At 32.5% G+C, this 17,373-nt stretch carries 19 protein-coding genes; 15 read left to right on the plus strand and 4 right to left on the minus strand.

Annotated elements, in window-relative coordinates:
* The first annotated feature begins 146 nt into the window (after nt 1-146).
* From Q0807_RS06570 to Q0807_RS06580, 3 genes are all read left to right on the plus strand, one after another.
* A complete protein-coding gene (locus Q0807_RS06570; protein WP_299107778.1) occupies nt 147-374 on the plus strand; it encodes a hypothetical protein in 228 nt (75 codons plus the stop codon).
* 17 nt (nt 375-391) lie between these two features.
* Nucleotides 392-946: a hypothetical protein gene (locus Q0807_RS06575; RefSeq protein ID WP_299107781.1), complete on the plus strand. Its 555-nt coding sequence runs from the start codon at nt 392-394 to the stop codon at nt 944-946.
* A 101-nt stretch (nt 947-1,047) separates the two neighbouring features.
* Nucleotides 1,048-2,274, plus strand: coding sequence for a peroxiredoxin (locus Q0807_RS06580; protein ID WP_299107784.1), 1,227 nt, complete (start codon nt 1,048-1,050; stop codon nt 2,272-2,274).
* A 146-nt stretch (nt 2,275-2,420) separates the two neighbouring features.
* Here Q0807_RS06580 and Q0807_RS06585 read toward each other — a convergent pair whose 3' ends face one another.
* Entirely contained in the window at nt 2,421-3,323 is a 903-nt protein-coding gene (locus tag Q0807_RS06585) for a LysR family transcriptional regulator (protein ID WP_299107786.1), read from the minus strand.
* 93 nt (nt 3,324-3,416) lie between these two features.
* On the opposite strand from Q0807_RS06585, the gene Q0807_RS06590 reads away from it, so the two are divergent.
* Both Q0807_RS06590 and Q0807_RS06595 read left to right on the plus strand, forming a co-directional pair.
* Nucleotides 3,417-4,013 carry an NAD(P)H-dependent oxidoreductase gene (locus Q0807_RS06590; RefSeq protein WP_299107788.1) on the plus strand — a complete coding sequence of 199 codons (597 nt, stop codon included), beginning with the start codon at nt 3,417-3,419 and terminating at the stop codon, nt 4,011-4,013.
* A gap of 338 nt (nt 4,014-4,351) precedes the next feature.
* Nucleotides 4,352-5,233, plus strand: coding sequence for an NAD(P)-dependent oxidoreductase (locus Q0807_RS06595; RefSeq protein ID WP_299107790.1), 882 nt, complete (start codon nt 4,352-4,354; stop codon nt 5,231-5,233).
* A 99-nt stretch (nt 5,234-5,332) separates the two neighbouring features.
* Here the strand turns inward: Q0807_RS06595 and Q0807_RS06600 are convergent, their stop codons facing one another.
* Nucleotides 5,333-6,220 (minus strand): hypothetical protein, encoded by an 888-nt coding sequence (locus tag Q0807_RS06600; protein WP_299107793.1) that lies wholly within the window; start codon nt 6,218-6,220, stop codon nt 5,333-5,335.
* Between the two features lie 236 nt (nt 6,221-6,456).
* Between Q0807_RS06600 and Q0807_RS06605 the strand changes: the two genes are divergently transcribed.
* The 3 genes from Q0807_RS06605 to Q0807_RS06615 all read left to right on the plus strand — a co-directional run bounded on the left by Q0807_RS06605 (nt 6,457) and on the right by Q0807_RS06615 (nt 7,899).
* Complete coding sequence (locus Q0807_RS06605) at nt 6,457-6,612, plus strand: YqaE/Pmp3 family membrane protein (protein WP_299107795.1); 156 nt, start codon at nt 6,457-6,459, stop codon at nt 6,610-6,612.
* Between the two features lie 8 nt (nt 6,613-6,620).
* Nucleotides 6,621-7,262, plus strand: a complete 642-nt coding sequence (locus tag Q0807_RS06610; protein WP_299107797.1) for an SDR family oxidoreductase — start codon at nt 6,621-6,623, stop codon at nt 7,260-7,262.
* Between the two features lie 76 nt (nt 7,263-7,338).
* Nucleotides 7,339-7,899, plus strand: a complete 561-nt coding sequence (locus Q0807_RS06615; protein ID WP_299107799.1) for a type 1 glutamine amidotransferase domain-containing protein — start codon at nt 7,339-7,341, stop codon at nt 7,897-7,899.
* 55 nt (nt 7,900-7,954) lie between these two features.
* Here Q0807_RS06615 and recG read toward each other — a convergent pair whose 3' ends face one another.
* Complete coding sequence (gene recG, locus Q0807_RS06620) at nt 7,955-10,057, minus strand: ATP-dependent DNA helicase RecG (protein ID WP_299107801.1); 2,103 nt, start codon at nt 10,055-10,057, stop codon at nt 7,955-7,957.
* A gap of 155 nt (nt 10,058-10,212) precedes the next feature.
* Here recG and Q0807_RS06625 point away from each other — a divergent pair, with 155 nt between their 5' ends.
* Entirely contained in the window at nt 10,213-12,180 is a 1,968-nt protein-coding gene (locus Q0807_RS06625; RefSeq protein WP_299107803.1) for a M1 family metallopeptidase, read from the plus strand.
* A complete protein-coding gene (locus Q0807_RS06630; RefSeq protein ID WP_299107805.1) occupies nt 12,180-13,064 on the plus strand; it encodes a patatin family protein in 885 nt (294 codons plus the stop codon). The genes Q0807_RS06625 and Q0807_RS06630 overlap by 1 nt, the downstream gene beginning before the upstream one ends.
* A 43-nt stretch (nt 13,065-13,107) precedes the next feature.
* Here Q0807_RS06630 and Q0807_RS06635 read toward each other — a convergent pair whose 3' ends face one another.
* Nucleotides 13,108-13,629 carry a hypothetical protein gene (locus tag Q0807_RS06635; RefSeq protein ID WP_299107807.1) on the minus strand — a complete coding sequence of 174 codons (522 nt, stop codon included), beginning with the start codon at nt 13,627-13,629 and terminating at the stop codon, nt 13,108-13,110.
* Nucleotides 13,630-13,847: 218 nt separating this feature from the next.
* On the opposite strand from Q0807_RS06635, the gene Q0807_RS06640 reads away from it, so the two are divergent.
* The 5 genes from Q0807_RS06640 to Q0807_RS06660 are packed head-to-tail and all read left to right on the plus strand — an operon-like array spanning nt 13,848 to nt 17,352.
* On the plus strand, nt 13,848-14,885 hold the full coding sequence (locus Q0807_RS06640; RefSeq protein WP_299107809.1) for an LVIVD repeat-containing protein: 1,038 nt from the start codon (nt 13,848-13,850) through the stop codon (nt 14,883-14,885).
* A gap of 34 nt (nt 14,886-14,919) precedes the next feature.
* Nucleotides 14,920-15,348 (plus strand): hypothetical protein, encoded by a 429-nt coding sequence (locus tag Q0807_RS06645; protein ID WP_299107811.1) that lies wholly within the window; start codon nt 14,920-14,922, stop codon nt 15,346-15,348.
* 54 nt (nt 15,349-15,402) lie between these two features.
* On the plus strand, nt 15,403-16,071 hold the full coding sequence (locus Q0807_RS06650) for a hypothetical protein (protein ID WP_299107813.1): 669 nt from the start codon (nt 15,403-15,405) through the stop codon (nt 16,069-16,071).
* Nucleotides 16,072-16,100: 29 nt separating this feature from the next.
* Nucleotides 16,101-16,790 (plus strand): hypothetical protein, encoded by a 690-nt coding sequence (locus Q0807_RS06655; RefSeq protein WP_299107815.1) that lies wholly within the window; start codon nt 16,101-16,103, stop codon nt 16,788-16,790.
* A 13-nt stretch (nt 16,791-16,803) separates the two neighbouring features.
* Complete coding sequence (locus Q0807_RS06660) at nt 16,804-17,352, plus strand: hypothetical protein (RefSeq protein WP_299107817.1); 549 nt, start codon at nt 16,804-16,806, stop codon at nt 17,350-17,352.
* Nucleotides 17,353-17,373 lie beyond the last annotated feature (21 nt).

A 17,373-nucleotide genomic window follows, 5' to 3' on the forward strand; every position in this document is an offset into this window, starting at 1 on the left:
ACAAAGATAAAAATACTTATGGCAAAAAGAATAAGTTAGCAGTTAGTTTGATTTATTTATTTTAATTCCATTTTTTGTGACGTATATTACAAAACAGTGTCTCTATATACGTAGGTTCAATTGTTTAATATTTAAACCCAAATTTTATGAAAACATTTTTTAAAAGCTTAATTGTTTTAAGCATATTATTTACAATTTCTTGTAGAGAAACCAAGGAAGAAGATGCGCAAACAACAGAAGAACAAATAGAAGTAATTGATGAAACGGTGAATGCTGTTGATGCTACTGATGTAGATTTAGATGCTGCTGAAGAGGTTATTAACCAAACCGAAGAAAAATTAGAAGACGCATTAAATGAATTAGATAATATATAATTTAACGAAAAATAATTATGAAAAAAATAATTAATATTTTAGTAATTGTGTTGTTTGTTGCTTTTAATAGTACAACAATATATGCACAAGGAAAATCTCATGAAGCTAAAGAAAAGATTGAAAAGAAATCTAAGAATGCTAAGGATGAATTAAAAGCTGAGAAAAATCAAGCAAAAGAAAAAATGTCCAAAAAAGCTGAAAAGGTAGAAAAGGATGTGAAGGGTAAAAAAGAGGAAGTACATGCTCGTAAAGATGAAGTAAAGAAAAATTTAAATGCAGAAAAAACAAGTGAATTTGGACAAAATAAGGCTGCTGAAGCTAAAAATAAGCTGAAAACCAGGTCTGATTTTATTCAAAAAAAGGAAGAGAAATATAAGGCTTCTGAGGATAGAATTACAGCAGCAAAAATGCGTTTAGCTAAGCTTAAAAAGGAAGGTATGTTATCTCCAGAACAAATAAAAGAGAAGGAGGGAATTATAACTAAAGCTGAAGAGCGATTAGCAAAATATAAGACTTCAATAAGTTCAGCTAAAGAGAAGGTGAAAGGTAAAACCCGAGCTTTAGAAAATTAAAATAAAAGATAATTTTTAAAAATGGTGCTAATTTATTAGTGCCTTTTTTTATTTGTAAGTTATTTGTTGTTATTTCGAACTTAATTAAACCCTTTTTCTATATGCGACATGTAATTGCCTGCCTTATTCTTTTAGTTTGTTATTCTTGTAAAGAAGAATCGAAACAAGAAACAGTGAAACAACAGCTAAAAACAGGAACTTACAGAGCAGTTTTAGAACTGCAAGATACTGAAGCGTTGCCTTTTAATTTTGAAGTCATCTCTGCAACAGAATTAAAGATTTTTAATGCTGAAGAAATAATAGACGTAGACGAAGTTACGTATAGAAATGATTCTATATTTGTCAACTTCCCAGTTTTTGAAGGTTATGTTGCTGCAACATTTAATGGCGATAATCTAAAAGGCCGTTTTATTAAAGAAAGCTTAGATAGAGTAGTGCCATTTTCTGCAGAGTTTGATAATACGACTCGTTTTAATACAAAATCTGAATCTACACAAAACGTTACAGGTATCTGGGAAACTGTTTTTAGCAAAGACATTGCTGAAGACGAATATGTTGCAAAAGGTATTTTTAAACAGGAAGGCGCAAAGGTGACCGGAACTTTTAGAACCACAACTGGTGATTACAGATATCTTGAAGGAGCAATGGACGGAAACACCATGAAGCTTTCTACTTTTGATGGTGCACACGCCTTTTTATTTACAGCGCAAGTCACGGATTCTACTATGGAAGGTACATTTTATTCTGGTAACCACTGGAAAGAACCTTTTGTTGCTAAAAGAAACGAAGCTTTTGAATTGCCAAGTGCTAACGATTTAACCTTTTTAAAGGAAGGTTACGATGTTTTAGATTTTACATTTCCTAATACGTCAGATGAGTTGGTGTCTATAAAGGACGACAGATTTAAAGATAAAGTAGTGGTGGTGCAAATTATGGGAACGTGGTGTCCTAATTGCTTAGATGAAAGTAAATACTACGCTGAGTTTTATAAAAACAATAAAGATAAAGACATAGAGTTTGTTGCATTGGCTTTTGAGTATGCAAAAACCAAAGAAGAAGCATTTAGCAGAATAGACCGTCTACAATCTAAAGTTGGTATTAATTATCCAGTGCTTTTAGCACAATACGGAACCTCAGACAAAGCCAAAGCACAAGAAAAACTACCAATGCTAAACCATGTGTTGTCTTACCCAACGTCTATATTTATTGATAGAAAAGGAAAGGTGAGAAAGATTCATACGGGTTTTAATGGACCAGCAACAGGTGATAAGTACACTGAGTTTAGGGAGGAGTTTGAAGAGTTTGTTGATTTGTTGTTGAATGAGTAGAGGGTTTGTTGCTTAATGGTTTTGTGTATGTTTAGTTGCGCGTTTCAGTAACTAATATAGTAAATGTAAACCGAATAGAAAATCATTGAGAATTTTCGTAAGTAAGCTATAAATAGCAATGAATTATTCACATTGTTGTACTGCGTTTATTTCATTTTTGATGTAAATATATTCTTAATTGTATCTAATTCTTTTTTGTATTTCAAATCTGTTCTTGATGCAAAATATAAGGTGTTTTCCGTTTTTACTTTTCCTTCCCAAACTAGATTTATCTCGTTTCTTAAAATTTGATCTTGACATAAAAAATCCGGAACCAATGCAAGTCCGTTTCCATTGTTTAAACATCTAATAATAGAAGTAATATTTGGTAAAATATAGTTGGGTTTAAAAGCAGGTTTCTTATTAAAGTTCTCAAACCAAAAACGTCTAAAATGTTCCATTTCGTTGGATGAGCTATACCAAATATTTTGAAGTAGTTGGTCTTCTAACTTGCTTAAATTTTTAGATTTAATGTGTTGTTGTATTTTAGTGACATTTGTTTTATTGCCTGCTATTAAAACGATTCTTTCTTTAGAAAACGGAATATAGTCAACTAAAGACTTTTTTTCATTTTGTTTTTTAGGTGTTATTACTAAGTCTAAAATACCGTTGTTTAGATCTTTTATTAAATCTGTATGTGCTCCAAATCTGGCGACTAGGTCGAAGTTTAGTTTGGGAATTTCGGGTTCAATAATGAGTTGGAACATTTCTGAACACATTCCAATGTTTAAAGATGGATTTTTTTCTTGCGTTGTTTTTTTGAAATGCTGTTCTGCTATTTCAAGTTTTTTTAAAGATTCAATAATATATTCATATAAAAATTTCCCGTCTTCTGTAGGAATCATTTTTCTCGAAGTACGTTCAAATAGTTTTTTACCAACATAAGCTTCTAAAGCATTTAAGTGCACACTAACTCCGGGTTGAGAAGCATATAAGGCAATAGAAGCTTTAGTTAAAGTTCCGTTTTTATATATTTCTTTAAATGTTCTATACCATTCTAAATTTACCATAACTATTAAAATATTTATACAAAGGTATGATTTGTATTATTTTTACAATAACAAGTATTGCTTTAATTTTGCCTCAAATAAAATAAGAGACAAATGAAAAATATATTTATAATTAATGGAAGTCATCCATTTGCGCATTCTGGTGGAAAATTTAACGAAACACTTTTCAATAATACTATTTCATATTTTGATACGCTTGAAGAATTTGAAGTGAAGTTTACTCAAGTAGGTGACAATTATGACGTAAAAGAAGAAGTTGAAAAATTTAAGTGGGCAGATATAGTGATTTATCATACGCCTATTTGGTGGTTTCAAATACCTTTTGGATTTAAAAAATATATAGATGAAGTTTTTACGGAAGGTCATCAAAATGGAATTTATGCAAATGATGGAAGAAGTAGAAAAAATCCAAACATTAATTATGGGACTGGTGGTTTAATGCACGGAAAAAAATATATACTTACTACAAGTTGGAATGCACCTAAAACCGCATTTACTTTAGAAAATGAATTTTTTAATCAAAAAAGTGTGGACGAAGGTGCTATGTTTGGGTTTCACAAAATGAATGCCTTTACAGGAATGGAATTATTAGCAACACATCATTTTCACGATATGGAAAAAAATGCAGATGTTCCTCTTGAGTTGAATAATTACAGTACTTTTTTAAATGATGTAATGATTAATTTGTAATTATCTGGTTTGGTTTCGAAAATGAAGTGCAACTTTAACTCATGTGAGTCCGTTTTAATGACTTATATCATACGTTAATCAATGATATAGAGTGTTATTAACAATTTTCACATTCTAAATATTAGAAGATAGACTTTTTTGAAAAGCAGTGACTGTGCCATTAATTTGCCTTGTTCCATATGGATATTATAAAATATCTAAGGGCTAATAACCTGGTTTTCTCCCCAAATATTCACTATGATGGTTTTAAAGTCGCTTAAACCGTGTTAGTGTTATGCTAAATTCTTTTATAAATGCTAATAGATACATATCTTTGCGTTTAATTATTATAATAAAATATGAAAAAACCAACTATCGGATTTATAGGACTTGGCCTCATGGGAGGGAATATGGTTGAAAATCTACAAAAAAGAGGATATGAGTTAACGGTAATGGACCTTAATAAGGACGAAGTTGCTAAAGTTATTGCTCGTGGTAATGCTAAAGAAGCTAGCTCTCCAAAAGAATTAGCTGAAAATAGTGATATCGTAATGTTTTGTCTTACGACTTCTGCTGTTGTAGAAAAAATCGTTTATGGCGATGAAGGTGTTTTAGCTGGTATCAAAGAAGGTTCTGTATTAATAGATTTCGGAACTTCAATTCCGGCTTCTACAATTAAAATTGGAGCTGCACTTGCTGAAAAAGGTGCTGGTATGATTGATGCGCCTCTTGGACGTACGCCTGCGCATGCAAAAGATGGTTTGCTTAATATTATGGCAGCTGGTAACGAAGATACTTTTGCTAAAGTGAAGCCAGTTTTAGATGATCAAGGAGAGAATGTATTTTATTTAGGTGCTCTTGGTGCTGGTCATACAACGAAACTGATTAATAATTTTATGGGTATGACAACTGTTGTAGCGATGTCTCAGGCTTTCGCTGCTGCTAAATTAGCTGGTGTAGATGGACAACAACTGTTTGATATTATGTCTGCAGGACCATCAAATTCACCATTTATGAAATTCACTAAAAACTACGCTGTAGATCACGTAAGTGATTTAGGATTCTCTATTGCTAATGCAAATAAAGATTTAGGATATTTTGTACAAATGATAAATGATTTAGGTTCAGTTTCTGATATCGCAAAAGCAACTTCTGGTAACTTACAAGCTGCTTTAGATGCTGGTATGGGAAGTGGAAATGTTCCAGAAATCTATGATTATTTCACGAAATTGAAGAAGTAATAGAATATTTTTTTTCTCTCGAAATAAATATCATAATTATAATCCTGGTAAGTCAAACTAGGCTCTAGTGTTAAACTATCTTTAGATTAAGATATGTTTTTATAATGTAGTATTAGCTATTTTATAATGTCTAGACCATTTTGTTGACTTACCAGGATTTATGTTTATAGCCACAAACAACTCCGGGCTAATAACATGTTTTTGTCCCCAAATGTTCACTTTGTTGGTTTTAAAACTTCCGGTTTCGCTAATTGTAATAGTACTTTTGCTATTTTTTAATTCCCAACGAGCATTCTCGTAGTTGTTGCCACTTAGGTTACTGAAGAAGTATTCTTTCTCAATAGTGTTTTTAAATTTTAGCCCCTTTTCTCCAATGAGTACCTTTTGCTCAGGATTAACGGTTTCTTCAAATAAATCGGGTTTAATATTAAATGGGAAATTCAATTCGTAATTAGGTCCTATTGCATCATTATTTATAGACATAAAATTATGAACGTATTCGTCTGTAATAATGACTTTTTCTCCTGTGTTTTCTAAATTGTATGTTATAGTAAAACCGTTATCTTGTAATTCAATGTGCTTATCTAAAATGTAAGCGTAACCATTGCTGATTTCAGATTGGCAGCGTATTAAAACCTTATGATCTTCTCTGGTTAACGTGAATTGAGCAGGTTTAACTTCATAAACTTTAGTGCATTTGTACTTATGGTTTATCTTTTTTAATAAGCCAACACCAATTTTATGAAACCAACCACCAATCTCAGTGTCTTCATATCCTAGAGCATGGTCAATTCCAAATTCGTTATAAAAGCCTTTACCTAATTGGTCTTCATTTTCTCCATTAGGATTTTCAAAACAAGATATCTGTGTGTTTTGAAACTTTAAGGTTGTTATTTTTCCTGTCCAATCAAATCGTGAGGTTTTATAACCTTCCAAAGGTGAGTCAATATGAAGTTCTATGTTTTCGTTTTTTAATATGTGTGGCATGATTTAATGAGCGCTTTAATTATCGGAATCTATTATGCAGATATTAAGAAAGCAAAGTTAATTTTTTAATTGCTATTGCAACATTATAGTTTATGGCTAAATCTGTGTTTTCCTGTTATACCAATGAAATCTTAAAGTTTTCCTAATTTATGATTTGCATCAATATCGCATTCATTAGAGTTAAGCCAAGGCTGTGATTCTAAGTAATTTTGACTCGAACCAATAAAACACATAGCATGTCAATTCTAACAATCGTACTCAGTATTCTATTGCCACCTTTAGCAGTTTTTCTAAAACATGGTGTAGGGACAGAGTTACTTATCAGTATCCTTTTAACTTTAATAGGATGGTTGCCAGGCGTTATTTATGCATTTTATGTGAACAGTAAATAAAAAAAAATATGGAAAATATATTAGTAGCTGGTGCCAATGGTACCACAGGAAAACAAATAGTAAACCTTTTAAAAGCATCGCAATATTTTAATCCTATTGCAATGGTGAGAAAGGAAGCGCAATTAGATCAATTTAAAGCAGATGGTGTAGAAACAGTGCTTGCAGATTTAACAAAGGACTTAACACATGCGGTTAAAGGTGTAGATAAAGTTCTTTTTGCAGCAGGTTCTGGAGGGAGAAATGTTGTTGAAGTTGATCAAGAAGGCGCTAAACGTTTAATGGCTGTGTCTAAAATGGCGAACGTTAAGAAATTTGTAATGTTAAGTACCATGGGAGCAGATAATCCGCAGGCTGTAGAAGGTATGGAGGATTATATGAAAGCAAAGCAAAATGCTGATGAGTATTTAAGAAGTAATGATCTCAATTACACTATAATTAGACCAGGAACTTTAAATAATTCTCAAGGAAAAGGAAAAATTGAGTTGAGTGAAAAATTAAACAAACAAGGTGAAATTAGTAGAGCAGACGTTGCGCAAACCTTGGTAAGGGCTTTGCATGATGATGCGCCAAACAATTCTACTTTTGAAATTATACAAGGAAATGCCTTAATTGGAGAAGCTATGAATGAATTAAATATGAGTGTTAATTAGGTTTTACCTATAGTCGAAAAATAAATACAAGATTAGAATTAAAAGTAAAACACAAATTTAAAACACGAATATAGAAATGGAAAATTTAAATAAAAAGACAGTAGCAATTTTAGCAACAAATGGATTTGAAGAAAGCGAATTAAAATCACCTAAAGCAGCGTTAGAAAAAGCAGGAGCAGAGGTGCATATTGTATCCTTAGAATCTGGAAAAATTAAAAGCTGGAAAGATGGTAATTGGAGTAATTCTTATGACGTAGACAAAACGTTAAGTGAAATTAGTCAAAAAGACTATAACGCTTTAATGTTACCAGGAGGACAGATAAATCCTGATTTATTAAGAAAGAATAAAGATGCGGTGAACTTTGTGAAATCATTTTTTGAAAATCATAAACCAGTGGCAGCAATATGCCACGCACCATGGTTGTTGGCAGAAGCAGGTGTTTTAGAAGGTAGAAAAATTACATCGTATGATTCCATTAAAACGGATATGATTAATGCAGGAGCTAATTGGGTAGATGAAGAGGTAGTTGTAGATTCTGGATTGGTAACGAGTCGTTCACCAGAAGATTTGCCAGCATTTAATGCCAAATTAGTCGAAGAGGTTTATGAAGGTAAACATGAAGCTCAAGTTGCCTAATGTAACATTGTTATGAAAAAGAAGAATGAGGAGATACTTTATGTATCTCCTTTTTTTAGCTAATATAATTCCAGATATTACGAAACTTACTCATTTGTCTGTAAGTGAATAGAATCATTTTATGTTCTGGAGACGCTAAGCTTGGGTCTGTTTTAAGTATGTTTTTAGCGTAGTAACGTGCTTGTTCTAATATATCCTTATCTTTTACAATATCTGCAATCCTAAGGTTTAGAACACCACTTTGTTGCGTTCCCATAAGATCACCAGGTCCTCTTAGTTTTAAATCTACTTCTGCAATTTCAAAACCATCACTGCTACGCACCATGGTTTCTAATCTTGTTTTACTGTCTTGGCTAAGTTTGTGGCTGGTCATTAAGATGCAATAACTTTGTTCTGCACCGCGACCAACACGTCCTCGTAATTGGTGTAATTGTGATAAGCCAAATCGTTCTGCACTTTCAATAATCATAACAGATGCGTTTGGTACATTAACGCCAACTTCAATAACAGTAGTTGCTACCATAATTTGAGTTTCACCTTTTACAAAACGCTGCATTTCGTATTCTTTATCTGCAGGTTTCATTTTTCCATGAACAATAGAAATCTGATAATCTGGCATCGGAAATTCTCTAGAGACACTTTCGTAACCATCCATTAAATCTTTATAATCCATTGTTTCGTTTTCCTGAATTAAAGGATAGACGATATAAATTTGTCGACCTAAAGCGATTTCGTCTTTCATAAATTTGAAAACTTTCAGGCGATTATTATCATAACGATGAACGGTTTTTATCGGTTTTCTTCCAGCTGGTAATTCGTCAATAACTGAGATATCCAAATCGCCATAAACAGACATTGCTAAGGTTCTCGGAATTGGTGTTGCAGTCATCACCAGAACATTGGGAGGAAGCTCATTTTTATGCCATAATTTACTCCGTTGTTTAACTCCAAATCGGTGTTGCTCATCAACAATGGCGAGTCCTAAATTCTTAAATTTCACTTTGTCCTCTAGAAGTGCATGCGTACCTATTAATATCTGTAAACTGCCATTTTCTAGGTTTTTATGAATGATTTTTCGTTCTGAAGTTTTAGTTGAGCCTTGTAATAGTGAAATGCTGATTCCTAGTGTTTTGCATAGCTCACTTAATCCTTGGTGGTGTTGAGCTGACAAAATAGCAGTAGGAGCCATTAGGCAGCATTGGTATCCGTTGTCAAGTCCCATGAGTATTGACATAAATGCTACTATAGTCTTCCCAGAACCTACATCTCCTTGCAAAAGCCGATTCATTTGTGCGTTACTACCTAAATCGTGTCTAATTTCTTTTAAAACACGTTTCTGTGCATTGGTTAATTCAAACGGTAAATGGTCTTTATAGAACGTGTTAAAATAGTCACCAACTTTATCAAATGCGAAGCCTTTAATTTTCGATTTATGGATAAGATTTTTAATAATTAATTGGAGCTGAATGTAAAATAATTCTTCAAATTTTAATCGGAATTGTGCTCTCGCTAAAAGCTCTGGAGTCTTCGGGAAATGAATATTAAAAAGTGCTTCAGATTTAGTGATTAATTTTAATTCTGAGATTACAGAATTGGGTAAGGTTTCAACAAAACGTCCATTGGTTTCCAAAAATAATTGCTGCATTATTTTGGAGACAACTTTATTTGTGACACCCTTATTTGATAATTTTTCTGTAGATGGATAAATAGCTTGCATGGCAGAACGCAAATTATTTTCGTGTTCTTTTTGCAATTCAATTTCGGGATGAGGCATACTGAATTTTCCATTGAACCAATTGGTTTTTCCAAAAATCACATAAGGTTGACCGACTTTAAGATTTTCTCTTATCCATTTTTGTCCTCTAAACCAAACGAGTTCCATCATTCCAGATTCGTCTTTAAAGTTGGCGACCAAACGTTTCCCTCGTTTTTGGGCTACTTCTTTAAACCCTGTGATAATACCTATAATCTGAACTTCTGCATTATTGCGTTGCAATTCATTTATTTTGTAGTATCGTGTACGATCTATATAACGGTTTGGGAATAAATTTATAAGGTCTTGATAAGTTTGAATACCCAACTCTGAGCGCAATAAATCTGCTCGGTTAGGGCCAACACCTTTGAGGTAATCAATGGGAGTTTGTAAATTCGCACTCATAACTGCGAATTTACCTATTTCCTTTTAAAAAAGTAATTTTTTTGTTATTGAGAGTGAAACGAAGAATTTATAAAATTATGTTATTTCTAAGACGTAACTTTTTAGTAATGATATAAAAACTCTATTTTGGTCTTATTCTTGTTTTATATATGTCTATGAAGAGTTTCTTAATAATTTTATGTGTTTTTTTTACCAGTATTTCTATAGCTCAGCAAACAGATTATGTAGATTTTATTTCAGTTGATGCTGGATTAGAGTTTGTATCAGAAAAAAAAGAAATTAAGTTAAGAGCTAAATACACTTTCAAGATATTGAAAGCGGTAGATTCGATTTATTTAGATGCAAAGAATACATATCATTATGAGCTTCACGATAGTAGCTTTAAAGGTGGAATTCATTTTTCTGGAAAAGATAAAATTGTCGTTAGAAGTGACAATTTTGAAGTAGGTAAAACATATAATTTCACATTGATTTCTTTTTCGCGCCCTAAGAAAGCTATGTATTTCACAAAGCAGAATAATGACAATCAAATCTGGACACAAGGTCAAGGAAAATACACGAGTAATTGGTTGCCAAGTATAGATGATGTTAATGATAAAATTGAATTTGATATCTCAATTACCTACCCAAATGGATATGAGGCTTTGGCTAATGGGAAATTAATTGACAAACAAGTTGGTGATTCTTTAACTATTTGGAAATATGACATGAAAAAACCAATGTCTAGCTATTTGGTCGCAATAGCAATTGGTAAATACAATAAAAAAACAGAAACTTCAAAAAGCGGAATACCTCTAGAATACTATTATTATCCAGAAGATTCTTTGAAGGTTGAACCAACCTATCGTTACTCCAAACAAATGTTCGATTTTCTAGAAGAAGAAATCGGTTTCGCATATCCTTGGCAAAATTACAAACAAGTACCTGTTCATGATTTTTTGTATTCTGGTATGGAAAACACCAGCCTAACTATATTTTCAGATGCATTTGTGGTAGACTCTATTGGGTTTAACGACAGAAACTATGTTAGCGTTAATGCACATGAGTTGGCGCATCAGTGGTTTGGAGATTTGGTAACAGCGAAATCTGGGGAGCATCATTGGTTGCAAGAGGGCTTTGCCACTTATTATGCACTTTTGGCTGAACGTGATATTTTTGGTGATGATTATTTTTACTTCAAGTTATTAGAGTCGGTTTTAGATTTAAGTCGGCAAGATTTAACAGGTAAAGGCACATCATTGTTAGATGCCAAGGCTAGTAGTTTAACGTTTTATCAAAGAGGTGCTTTTGCGTTACATGCTTTAAAAGCTAAAGTAGGTGATGCTGTTTTTAAGAAAGCGGTAAAAAATTATCTAACAAAGTATCAGTTTGGTAGTGTTGAAACAAAGGATTTTATTGCAGAAGTGCAACGACTGCACGGCAAATCATTAACTAGCTTTGTTAATTACTGGATTGTAAGTAAGGATTTTCCATATGAGCAAGCGTTTGAGTTATTAAAACGTCAATCGGTTTTTGTAAATGAATATGCTATAGTAGATTGTGAAGCGAAGTCGTCTAAATGTGCAGAACAACTTAAGTATTATATTTCAGATGAAGCGAAGGCTAAGATAATTTCTCAAGTACCAGATTTGGTGACTGCAGATACCTTTAAGAATGGCTTAAAAGTACGCCAAGCTATTTCTCAACATGTTACCAAGATTCCTGAGAGTTTAAAAACCGAATATGAGTCTTTACTCGATGATAAATCTTATATTACAATAGAAAGTGCATTGTATAATCTCTGGACTAACTTTCCTTTAGATCGTGCTAAATATCTGTCTAAAACTCGAGATGTTATTGGTTTTAGTGATAAAAATGTGCGCTTATTATGGATTGTTTTAAACTTGAATACACCTTATTATGAGGCGGATAACAAGCGAGAGTTATTTAATGAGTTGAAACAATATACTGGTGAGGCTTATAATGCGGATTTAAGAATGAGTGCTTTTAATTATTTAAAGTTAATGAAGTCTTGCGATGATGACTGTAAATTGAATTTAGAGAACGCAAAATCGCATCATAACTGGAGATTGGTTAAGTTTGCAAAAGAATTATCTGAACAACTAGAAGAAAAAAAGGATTAATGCGAGCATTAGTAATATCAGGAGGAGGAAGTAAAGGCGCATTTGCAGGAGGTGTTGCGCAATACTTAATGGAGCGCGAAAAACATAATTACGATATGTTTTTAGGCACATCTACAGGAAGCTTGCTCGTTCCGCATTTAGCCGTTGGTGAAATCGGTAAACTCTATGATATTTTTACTAATGTACAACAACACGATATATTTAGCGTAAGCCCTTTTATACAGCGCAAAAAAGGAGATAGAGAATATGTGTCTATAGATTTTATAAACTCTCTTTGGCAGTTTATGAGACGCAAGCGAACTTTTGGAGAAAGTAAAGCGCTAAGAAAACATATTAGAAAACATGTTACTTACGAAGAGTACTTGCAAATTAGAAAAGAGAAACACGATGTTGTAGTTACTGTTGCTAATTTATCATTAAACCGTGTAGAATATAAATCTATACAAGAGTGTTCGTATGAAGAATTTTGCAATTGGATATGGATTTCTTGCAACTACGTTCCGTTTATGTCATTAGCTAAGGTTGATGGCTACGAATATGCAGATGGTGGCTTAGGAAGTGTTATTCCTATTAGAGAAGCCATACAACGAGGTGCAACTGAAGTTGATGCTATTGTTTTAGAAGCTGAAAATTTAGGAAAACAAAAGGTATTAGGTAAAAACCCATTTTCATTAATGATAAGCTTGTTTGGGCATTTATTAAATCAAGTAGAGCGCAATGATATAATGATTGGAAAGCTTGCAGCCAGAAATAAAGGTGTAAAACTCAATTTGTATTATACGCCAACTAGTCTCACGGAGAATTCTTTAATTTTCAGTAAACGCTTAATGGAAAAATGGTGGCATGAAGGTTATGAGTACGCTGAAAGACGACACGAAAAGTAGATTTTTAGGTATAGCTATCTAAAAATCTAGTAATCTAACAATCTTACCACATCTCACTAACTTCCTGCTTAATAAAAGCGAGAGCTGCATTACTTGGTGCTGGTTTGTCAATTAATTCGGTTAAAACAACTTCACGTAATTTATTGGCTGTATCTGTACTTTCTAACATTGTAGATTTTCTTATCAGTTGAATCGTAGCATTTTTAGCAGCCTGTGTTATTGACCAGCATTGATCGCTTACATAGATTTGTTGCGATAAATTGTGTTCAAACTCTTGTTCAATGGTAGCGATAAGCAAAGCTTCGTAATCTTCTTTATTTGAGGAGGTTGGGTTGACTCTTGTTAATAGTTTAGAAGGTGCAATTCTCTCTAAGAAAAGTGCCATACGTTCGTAAGCTTGCAAACGTAAAGGAAAGGTTTCTTTCTGTAAATCTTTTTGTAATAGAAAACGTCTTCTGCTGTTTTCATTATCAGTATGCATTTTAAAAAAGTAATAAGCAATTGCGCCAACAACTAAAGCAGGTGCAATACTAAAAATGAGTTCTATTATTTTATCGATATCCATGGTGTAATTTTAAGACACAAACTTAAAACCTTTCAATCTAATGTCCAAACAAAACAGGTAATTGGATCAACTGTATGTTTTATTAAATGAAATCGCCCTTATGCTTGATGGTTGTATGTGGTCTTTTAATTACAAGGTATTTTGCTGCTGTGATTAGTGGTTTTAGTTATAAAAAGCAATAAGTGAAAACTCTAATAGTGCCCTAAATCAATAAATCAATGAAAAATATTAAAACTAGTCTATGCCTGTTTATCATACTGTTTACTTTTAGTTGTAGTGATAATAGTTCGTCAAGTTCATCAGGAAGCACAATTACTCCACAATATGCATATATTACAGATGGTACAGATTTAAAAATTATAGATGTATCTACACCAACAACACCAACTTTGGTAAATAGTATTGCTATTAATACATCTTATTTTGTAAGTGTTTCACCAAACGTCGCTTACGTTGCTCAATACGATGCTATTGAACCATATATTAGTTTAGTAGATATTAGTAATCCAGTGTTTCCTTCAATAGCAACTACAATACCAAAAGATAATACGCTTGCTTTTAGTTTGTTAAGTGATATGTACACGGTTAATGGTATTGGCTATCTAACAGATATTTACAGAGGCTTGCACGTTGTGGATTTAGTAAATCTAAACTTCAGTTCTCAAGTTAATTTGGGAGGCGATGCTATGAGTTTAACAAAGATTCAGAATGAATTATTTGTAATAGATCAAGCCAACGGATTGCATTCTTATGAAGTAACCAATCCTGGTACTCCAACTGCAACAGGAATATTTAATACTACAGATATAGATATTGCTTCTTATGGAGATTCTCCTTTTGGGCAATATCACAGTTGGGTAGAAACAGATGGCACATATGTTTATGTTGCAAATACTATTGATAAAAAAATTAAACAGTTTGATGCTAGTTCATTAACCTTAGTAAATGAGGTGAATATTGAAGGTTATCCAACGGCTTTTGCAATACATAATGGTTATGCTTATATAACGATGAAAGCTAGTGCAAATGCACCACTACAATCTAGTTCTGATAGTGTTAGAATGTACGATTTAGCGACGTTATCGTTACAAGATATGAAAATCCTTTCTAGAGCCAGTGGTGTTGCATTAAGTGGGAATTACGCCTATGTGACAGATGCAGATGGATTACATATTTATGATATAAGTAGTAGTACTTTTAATTTACAATCTTCATTACAAATTGGCTTTGGCAACTTTGTAGCACTTGGCCAATAAACAAATAACAATTTAACCTAAACAAATAATAATTATGAAATCAATTTTTAAAACAATCCTTTTACTTGCAATTACACTTACAATCTCTAATTGCGATAACGACGATGGTAGTGCAGATAATCAAGACGATTGCAATTATGCAGGCTTTACTTTTTATGATAGTCAGAATACACAAACACTAATACCAGAAGCAGACCTAGTCACAGATTTTTATCAAACGTCTTCTAATGGACCAGAAATAGAAATTTACAAAGCTTCGGATCCAGGTGATTTTTGGTTTGTTACAGAAGTTGTTACTAATAATGCTACAGGATCAGGACAATTGAGTGTTGGTGGTACAATTTATAGTGTAAATGTAAAATGCCAACGTGCAGGAACTGCTGTTGGAGAAGAAATGCGATATGATATAACAGGTGGAGGAGTAGAAGCAGAATATTGTGTAATTATTGACGTCTTTCATTAATATTCAAAACCATAATGTACACTCTTAATTAGAGTGTACATTAAAATTAGTATTATGAAAAAGCTTAAACTTTTAATAATAGTGTCTATTTTGACATTTACAAATTGTGATAATAATGACGATGCTGTAACTACTGTTTCAACTGACGGATTTACAATAAATGCAACGTTTTATGATACCGAAAACGCATATATTACCATAGACCAAATAGATTCTAATAATGATGGCCTTCCCGATTATTATAATTTTTTCTTTACTGATGGAAGAATGACAGATACATTTGGAGATGTAGGTGTTGGCCACGCTTATGCTTATAGTTTAAACACAACTTCAAAATTGGTAAAATTAAAAGTATTGGCAGATACTTCTAATCCTAGTTTAACAACAAGTGCAATTGCTGCAGGGCAAACTTATGTTGCGTCTAGTATATTAACTAATGGGTTTAGCTCTGGTTTTTCTACCGATTCATTCATTGGATATAATCTACAAGTAAATGCAGCTTTTGGAACAGATAATGGAATTGATTATTCACACATTTCAGAAAATTTAGGTACTTGGTATTATCCGGGAACAATGGGTCCGACTGTAACAATAAATGCTATTAATATTGATTATTCTGCACCAACAAATAGTACAATTGATATAGATTATACGTTTCTGGCAACAGATGGAACTTTAATTTCAGGTCATTATGAAGGTACTTTAGGAATAATTTTAGATTAATCTCAAATCCATTTTTTAATTCATAAACAATGATGAAAACACTAAAAACAATTCTAATATTATTTACAATTTTAATTTTTAGTTGTGATAGTAATGATGATGCCCAGACGGATACAGCAACACCTTCAGATGGTTTTATGCATAATAATGTGTTTCATGAAACAGCCAATGCTTATTTTGAAATTGATGAGGATGATGATAATCCGGCAGATGGTTTCCCAGATGAGTATAATTTTTTCTTCATAGATGGTCGCATGGCAGATGGAGATTCAAGTTTAGGAGCACCAACGGATGCTGATGAGTATATATTTACATTAAACACGTCTAATTTTGTTTTTTTTAATTTGAAAGTCTTAGATAATCCAAGTTTGGTAAATTCGGTTCCACAAGCAGGAAACACCTATAATGGTGATGTCTACAGCGCACCAGGAAATATATCACCAGACACAGTTATAGTAGAAGACTACTTAGGAACTATGGAGTCTTTATCAACACCATATTTCATTGATGGACTTGAGTATGGAAATCCATCATCAGATGATTCAACTAATGCACAAGGTCCTAATAATGATACACCATTATTAATAGTGAATGCCATTAATATAAATAGTACAGATCCATCACAAAGTACAATTGATGTAGATTATGTATATGTAAACAATTTAGGTGAAATATTTACAGGGCATTATGAAGGGACTTTAGGTGTTTTTCAAGATTAAAAAAAGTTAAAAGATGAAAAAAATAATATATCTACTGTTTGCATTGTGTACTGTTACTTCATGTAATAATGATGATGATGGCTCAACTACTACAGGAAATACAGATGAGTATTTTAAGTACACAATTGATGGTGTAGAACGTATTTTTGATTATGATACGGAAGGGCATTTAGAAACCGATAGCTCTACAATAATTGATAAGTACGAGATTAATGCTTCTGGTCAGCAACCAAGTGGAGATTTTAGGCGTATTTCGGCTGTTTTTACTTTTGATAGTTCTGGTTCATTTATGCCAAATACTAATTATAATTGGGGAATTGCCTTAGATAGTAATCCTACGGCTAAATTTTATTTTTCAGAAAACACTTTTAGTAACCTTTTTGTGCTTTCTCTAGATTTTTCCTCTCACCCAATTACAGCAACTGTAACGTCAACAACATCAAATAATGTTGGTGATTATATAGAGTTTGATTTTTCTGGAACCTATTTAGATGATAATAGTGTCACTCATAATATTTCTGGTGTTTGCAGAGTAAAAAGAGATGCAGATCAAAATTATTAATATAAGAAAGCTTTACTTTGT

Source organism: uncultured Winogradskyella sp. (assembly GCF_947495255.1).
Taxonomy (GTDB): domain Bacteria; phylum Bacteroidota; class Bacteroidia; order Flavobacteriales; family Flavobacteriaceae; genus Winogradskyella.

Coding starts and splice junctions, on each gene's coding strand:
- recG (WP_299107801.1), bottom strand. CDS start 10,057: ATGAGTGCGAATTTACAAACTCCCATTGATTACCTCAAAGGTGTTGGC.
- Q0807_RS06610 (WP_299107797.1), top strand. CDS start 6,621: ATGGAAAATATATTAGTAGCTGGTGCCAATGGTACCACAGGAAAACAA.
- Q0807_RS06585 (WP_299107786.1), bottom strand. CDS start 3,323: ATGGTAAATTTAGAATGGTATAGAACATTTAAAGAAATATATAAAAAC.
- Q0807_RS06655 (WP_299107815.1), top strand. CDS start 16,101: ATGATGAAAACACTAAAAACAATTCTAATATTATTTACAATTTTAATT.
- Q0807_RS06645 (WP_299107811.1), top strand. CDS start 14,920: ATGAAATCAATTTTTAAAACAATCCTTTTACTTGCAATTACACTTACA.
- Q0807_RS06650 (WP_299107813.1), top strand. CDS start 15,403: ATGAAAAAGCTTAAACTTTTAATAATAGTGTCTATTTTGACATTTACA.
- Q0807_RS06580 (WP_299107784.1), top strand. CDS start 1,048: ATGCGACATGTAATTGCCTGCCTTATTCTTTTAGTTTGTTATTCTTGT.
- Q0807_RS06635 (WP_299107807.1), bottom strand. CDS start 13,629: ATGGATATCGATAAAATAATAGAACTCATTTTTAGTATTGCACCTGCT.
- Q0807_RS06660 (WP_299107817.1), top strand. CDS start 16,804: ATGAAAAAAATAATATATCTACTGTTTGCATTGTGTACTGTTACTTCA.
- Q0807_RS06605 (WP_299107795.1), top strand. CDS start 6,457: ATGTCAATTCTAACAATCGTACTCAGTATTCTATTGCCACCTTTAGCA.
- Q0807_RS06640 (WP_299107809.1), top strand. CDS start 13,848: ATGAAAAATATTAAAACTAGTCTATGCCTGTTTATCATACTGTTTACT.
- Q0807_RS06630 (WP_299107805.1), top strand. CDS start 12,180: ATGCGAGCATTAGTAATATCAGGAGGAGGAAGTAAAGGCGCATTTGCA.
- Q0807_RS06575 (WP_299107781.1), top strand. CDS start 392: ATGAAAAAAATAATTAATATTTTAGTAATTGTGTTGTTTGTTGCTTTT.
- Q0807_RS06570 (WP_299107778.1), top strand. CDS start 147: ATGAAAACATTTTTTAAAAGCTTAATTGTTTTAAGCATATTATTTACA.
- Q0807_RS06590 (WP_299107788.1), top strand. CDS start 3,417: ATGAAAAATATATTTATAATTAATGGAAGTCATCCATTTGCGCATTCT.
- Q0807_RS06600 (WP_299107793.1), bottom strand. CDS start 6,220: ATGCCACACATATTAAAAAACGAAAACATAGAACTTCATATTGACTCA.
- Q0807_RS06615 (WP_299107799.1), top strand. CDS start 7,339: ATGGAAAATTTAAATAAAAAGACAGTAGCAATTTTAGCAACAAATGGA.
- Q0807_RS06595 (WP_299107790.1), top strand. CDS start 4,352: ATGAAAAAACCAACTATCGGATTTATAGGACTTGGCCTCATGGGAGGG.
- Q0807_RS06625 (WP_299107803.1), top strand. CDS start 10,213: ATGAAGAGTTTCTTAATAATTTTATGTGTTTTTTTTACCAGTATTTCT.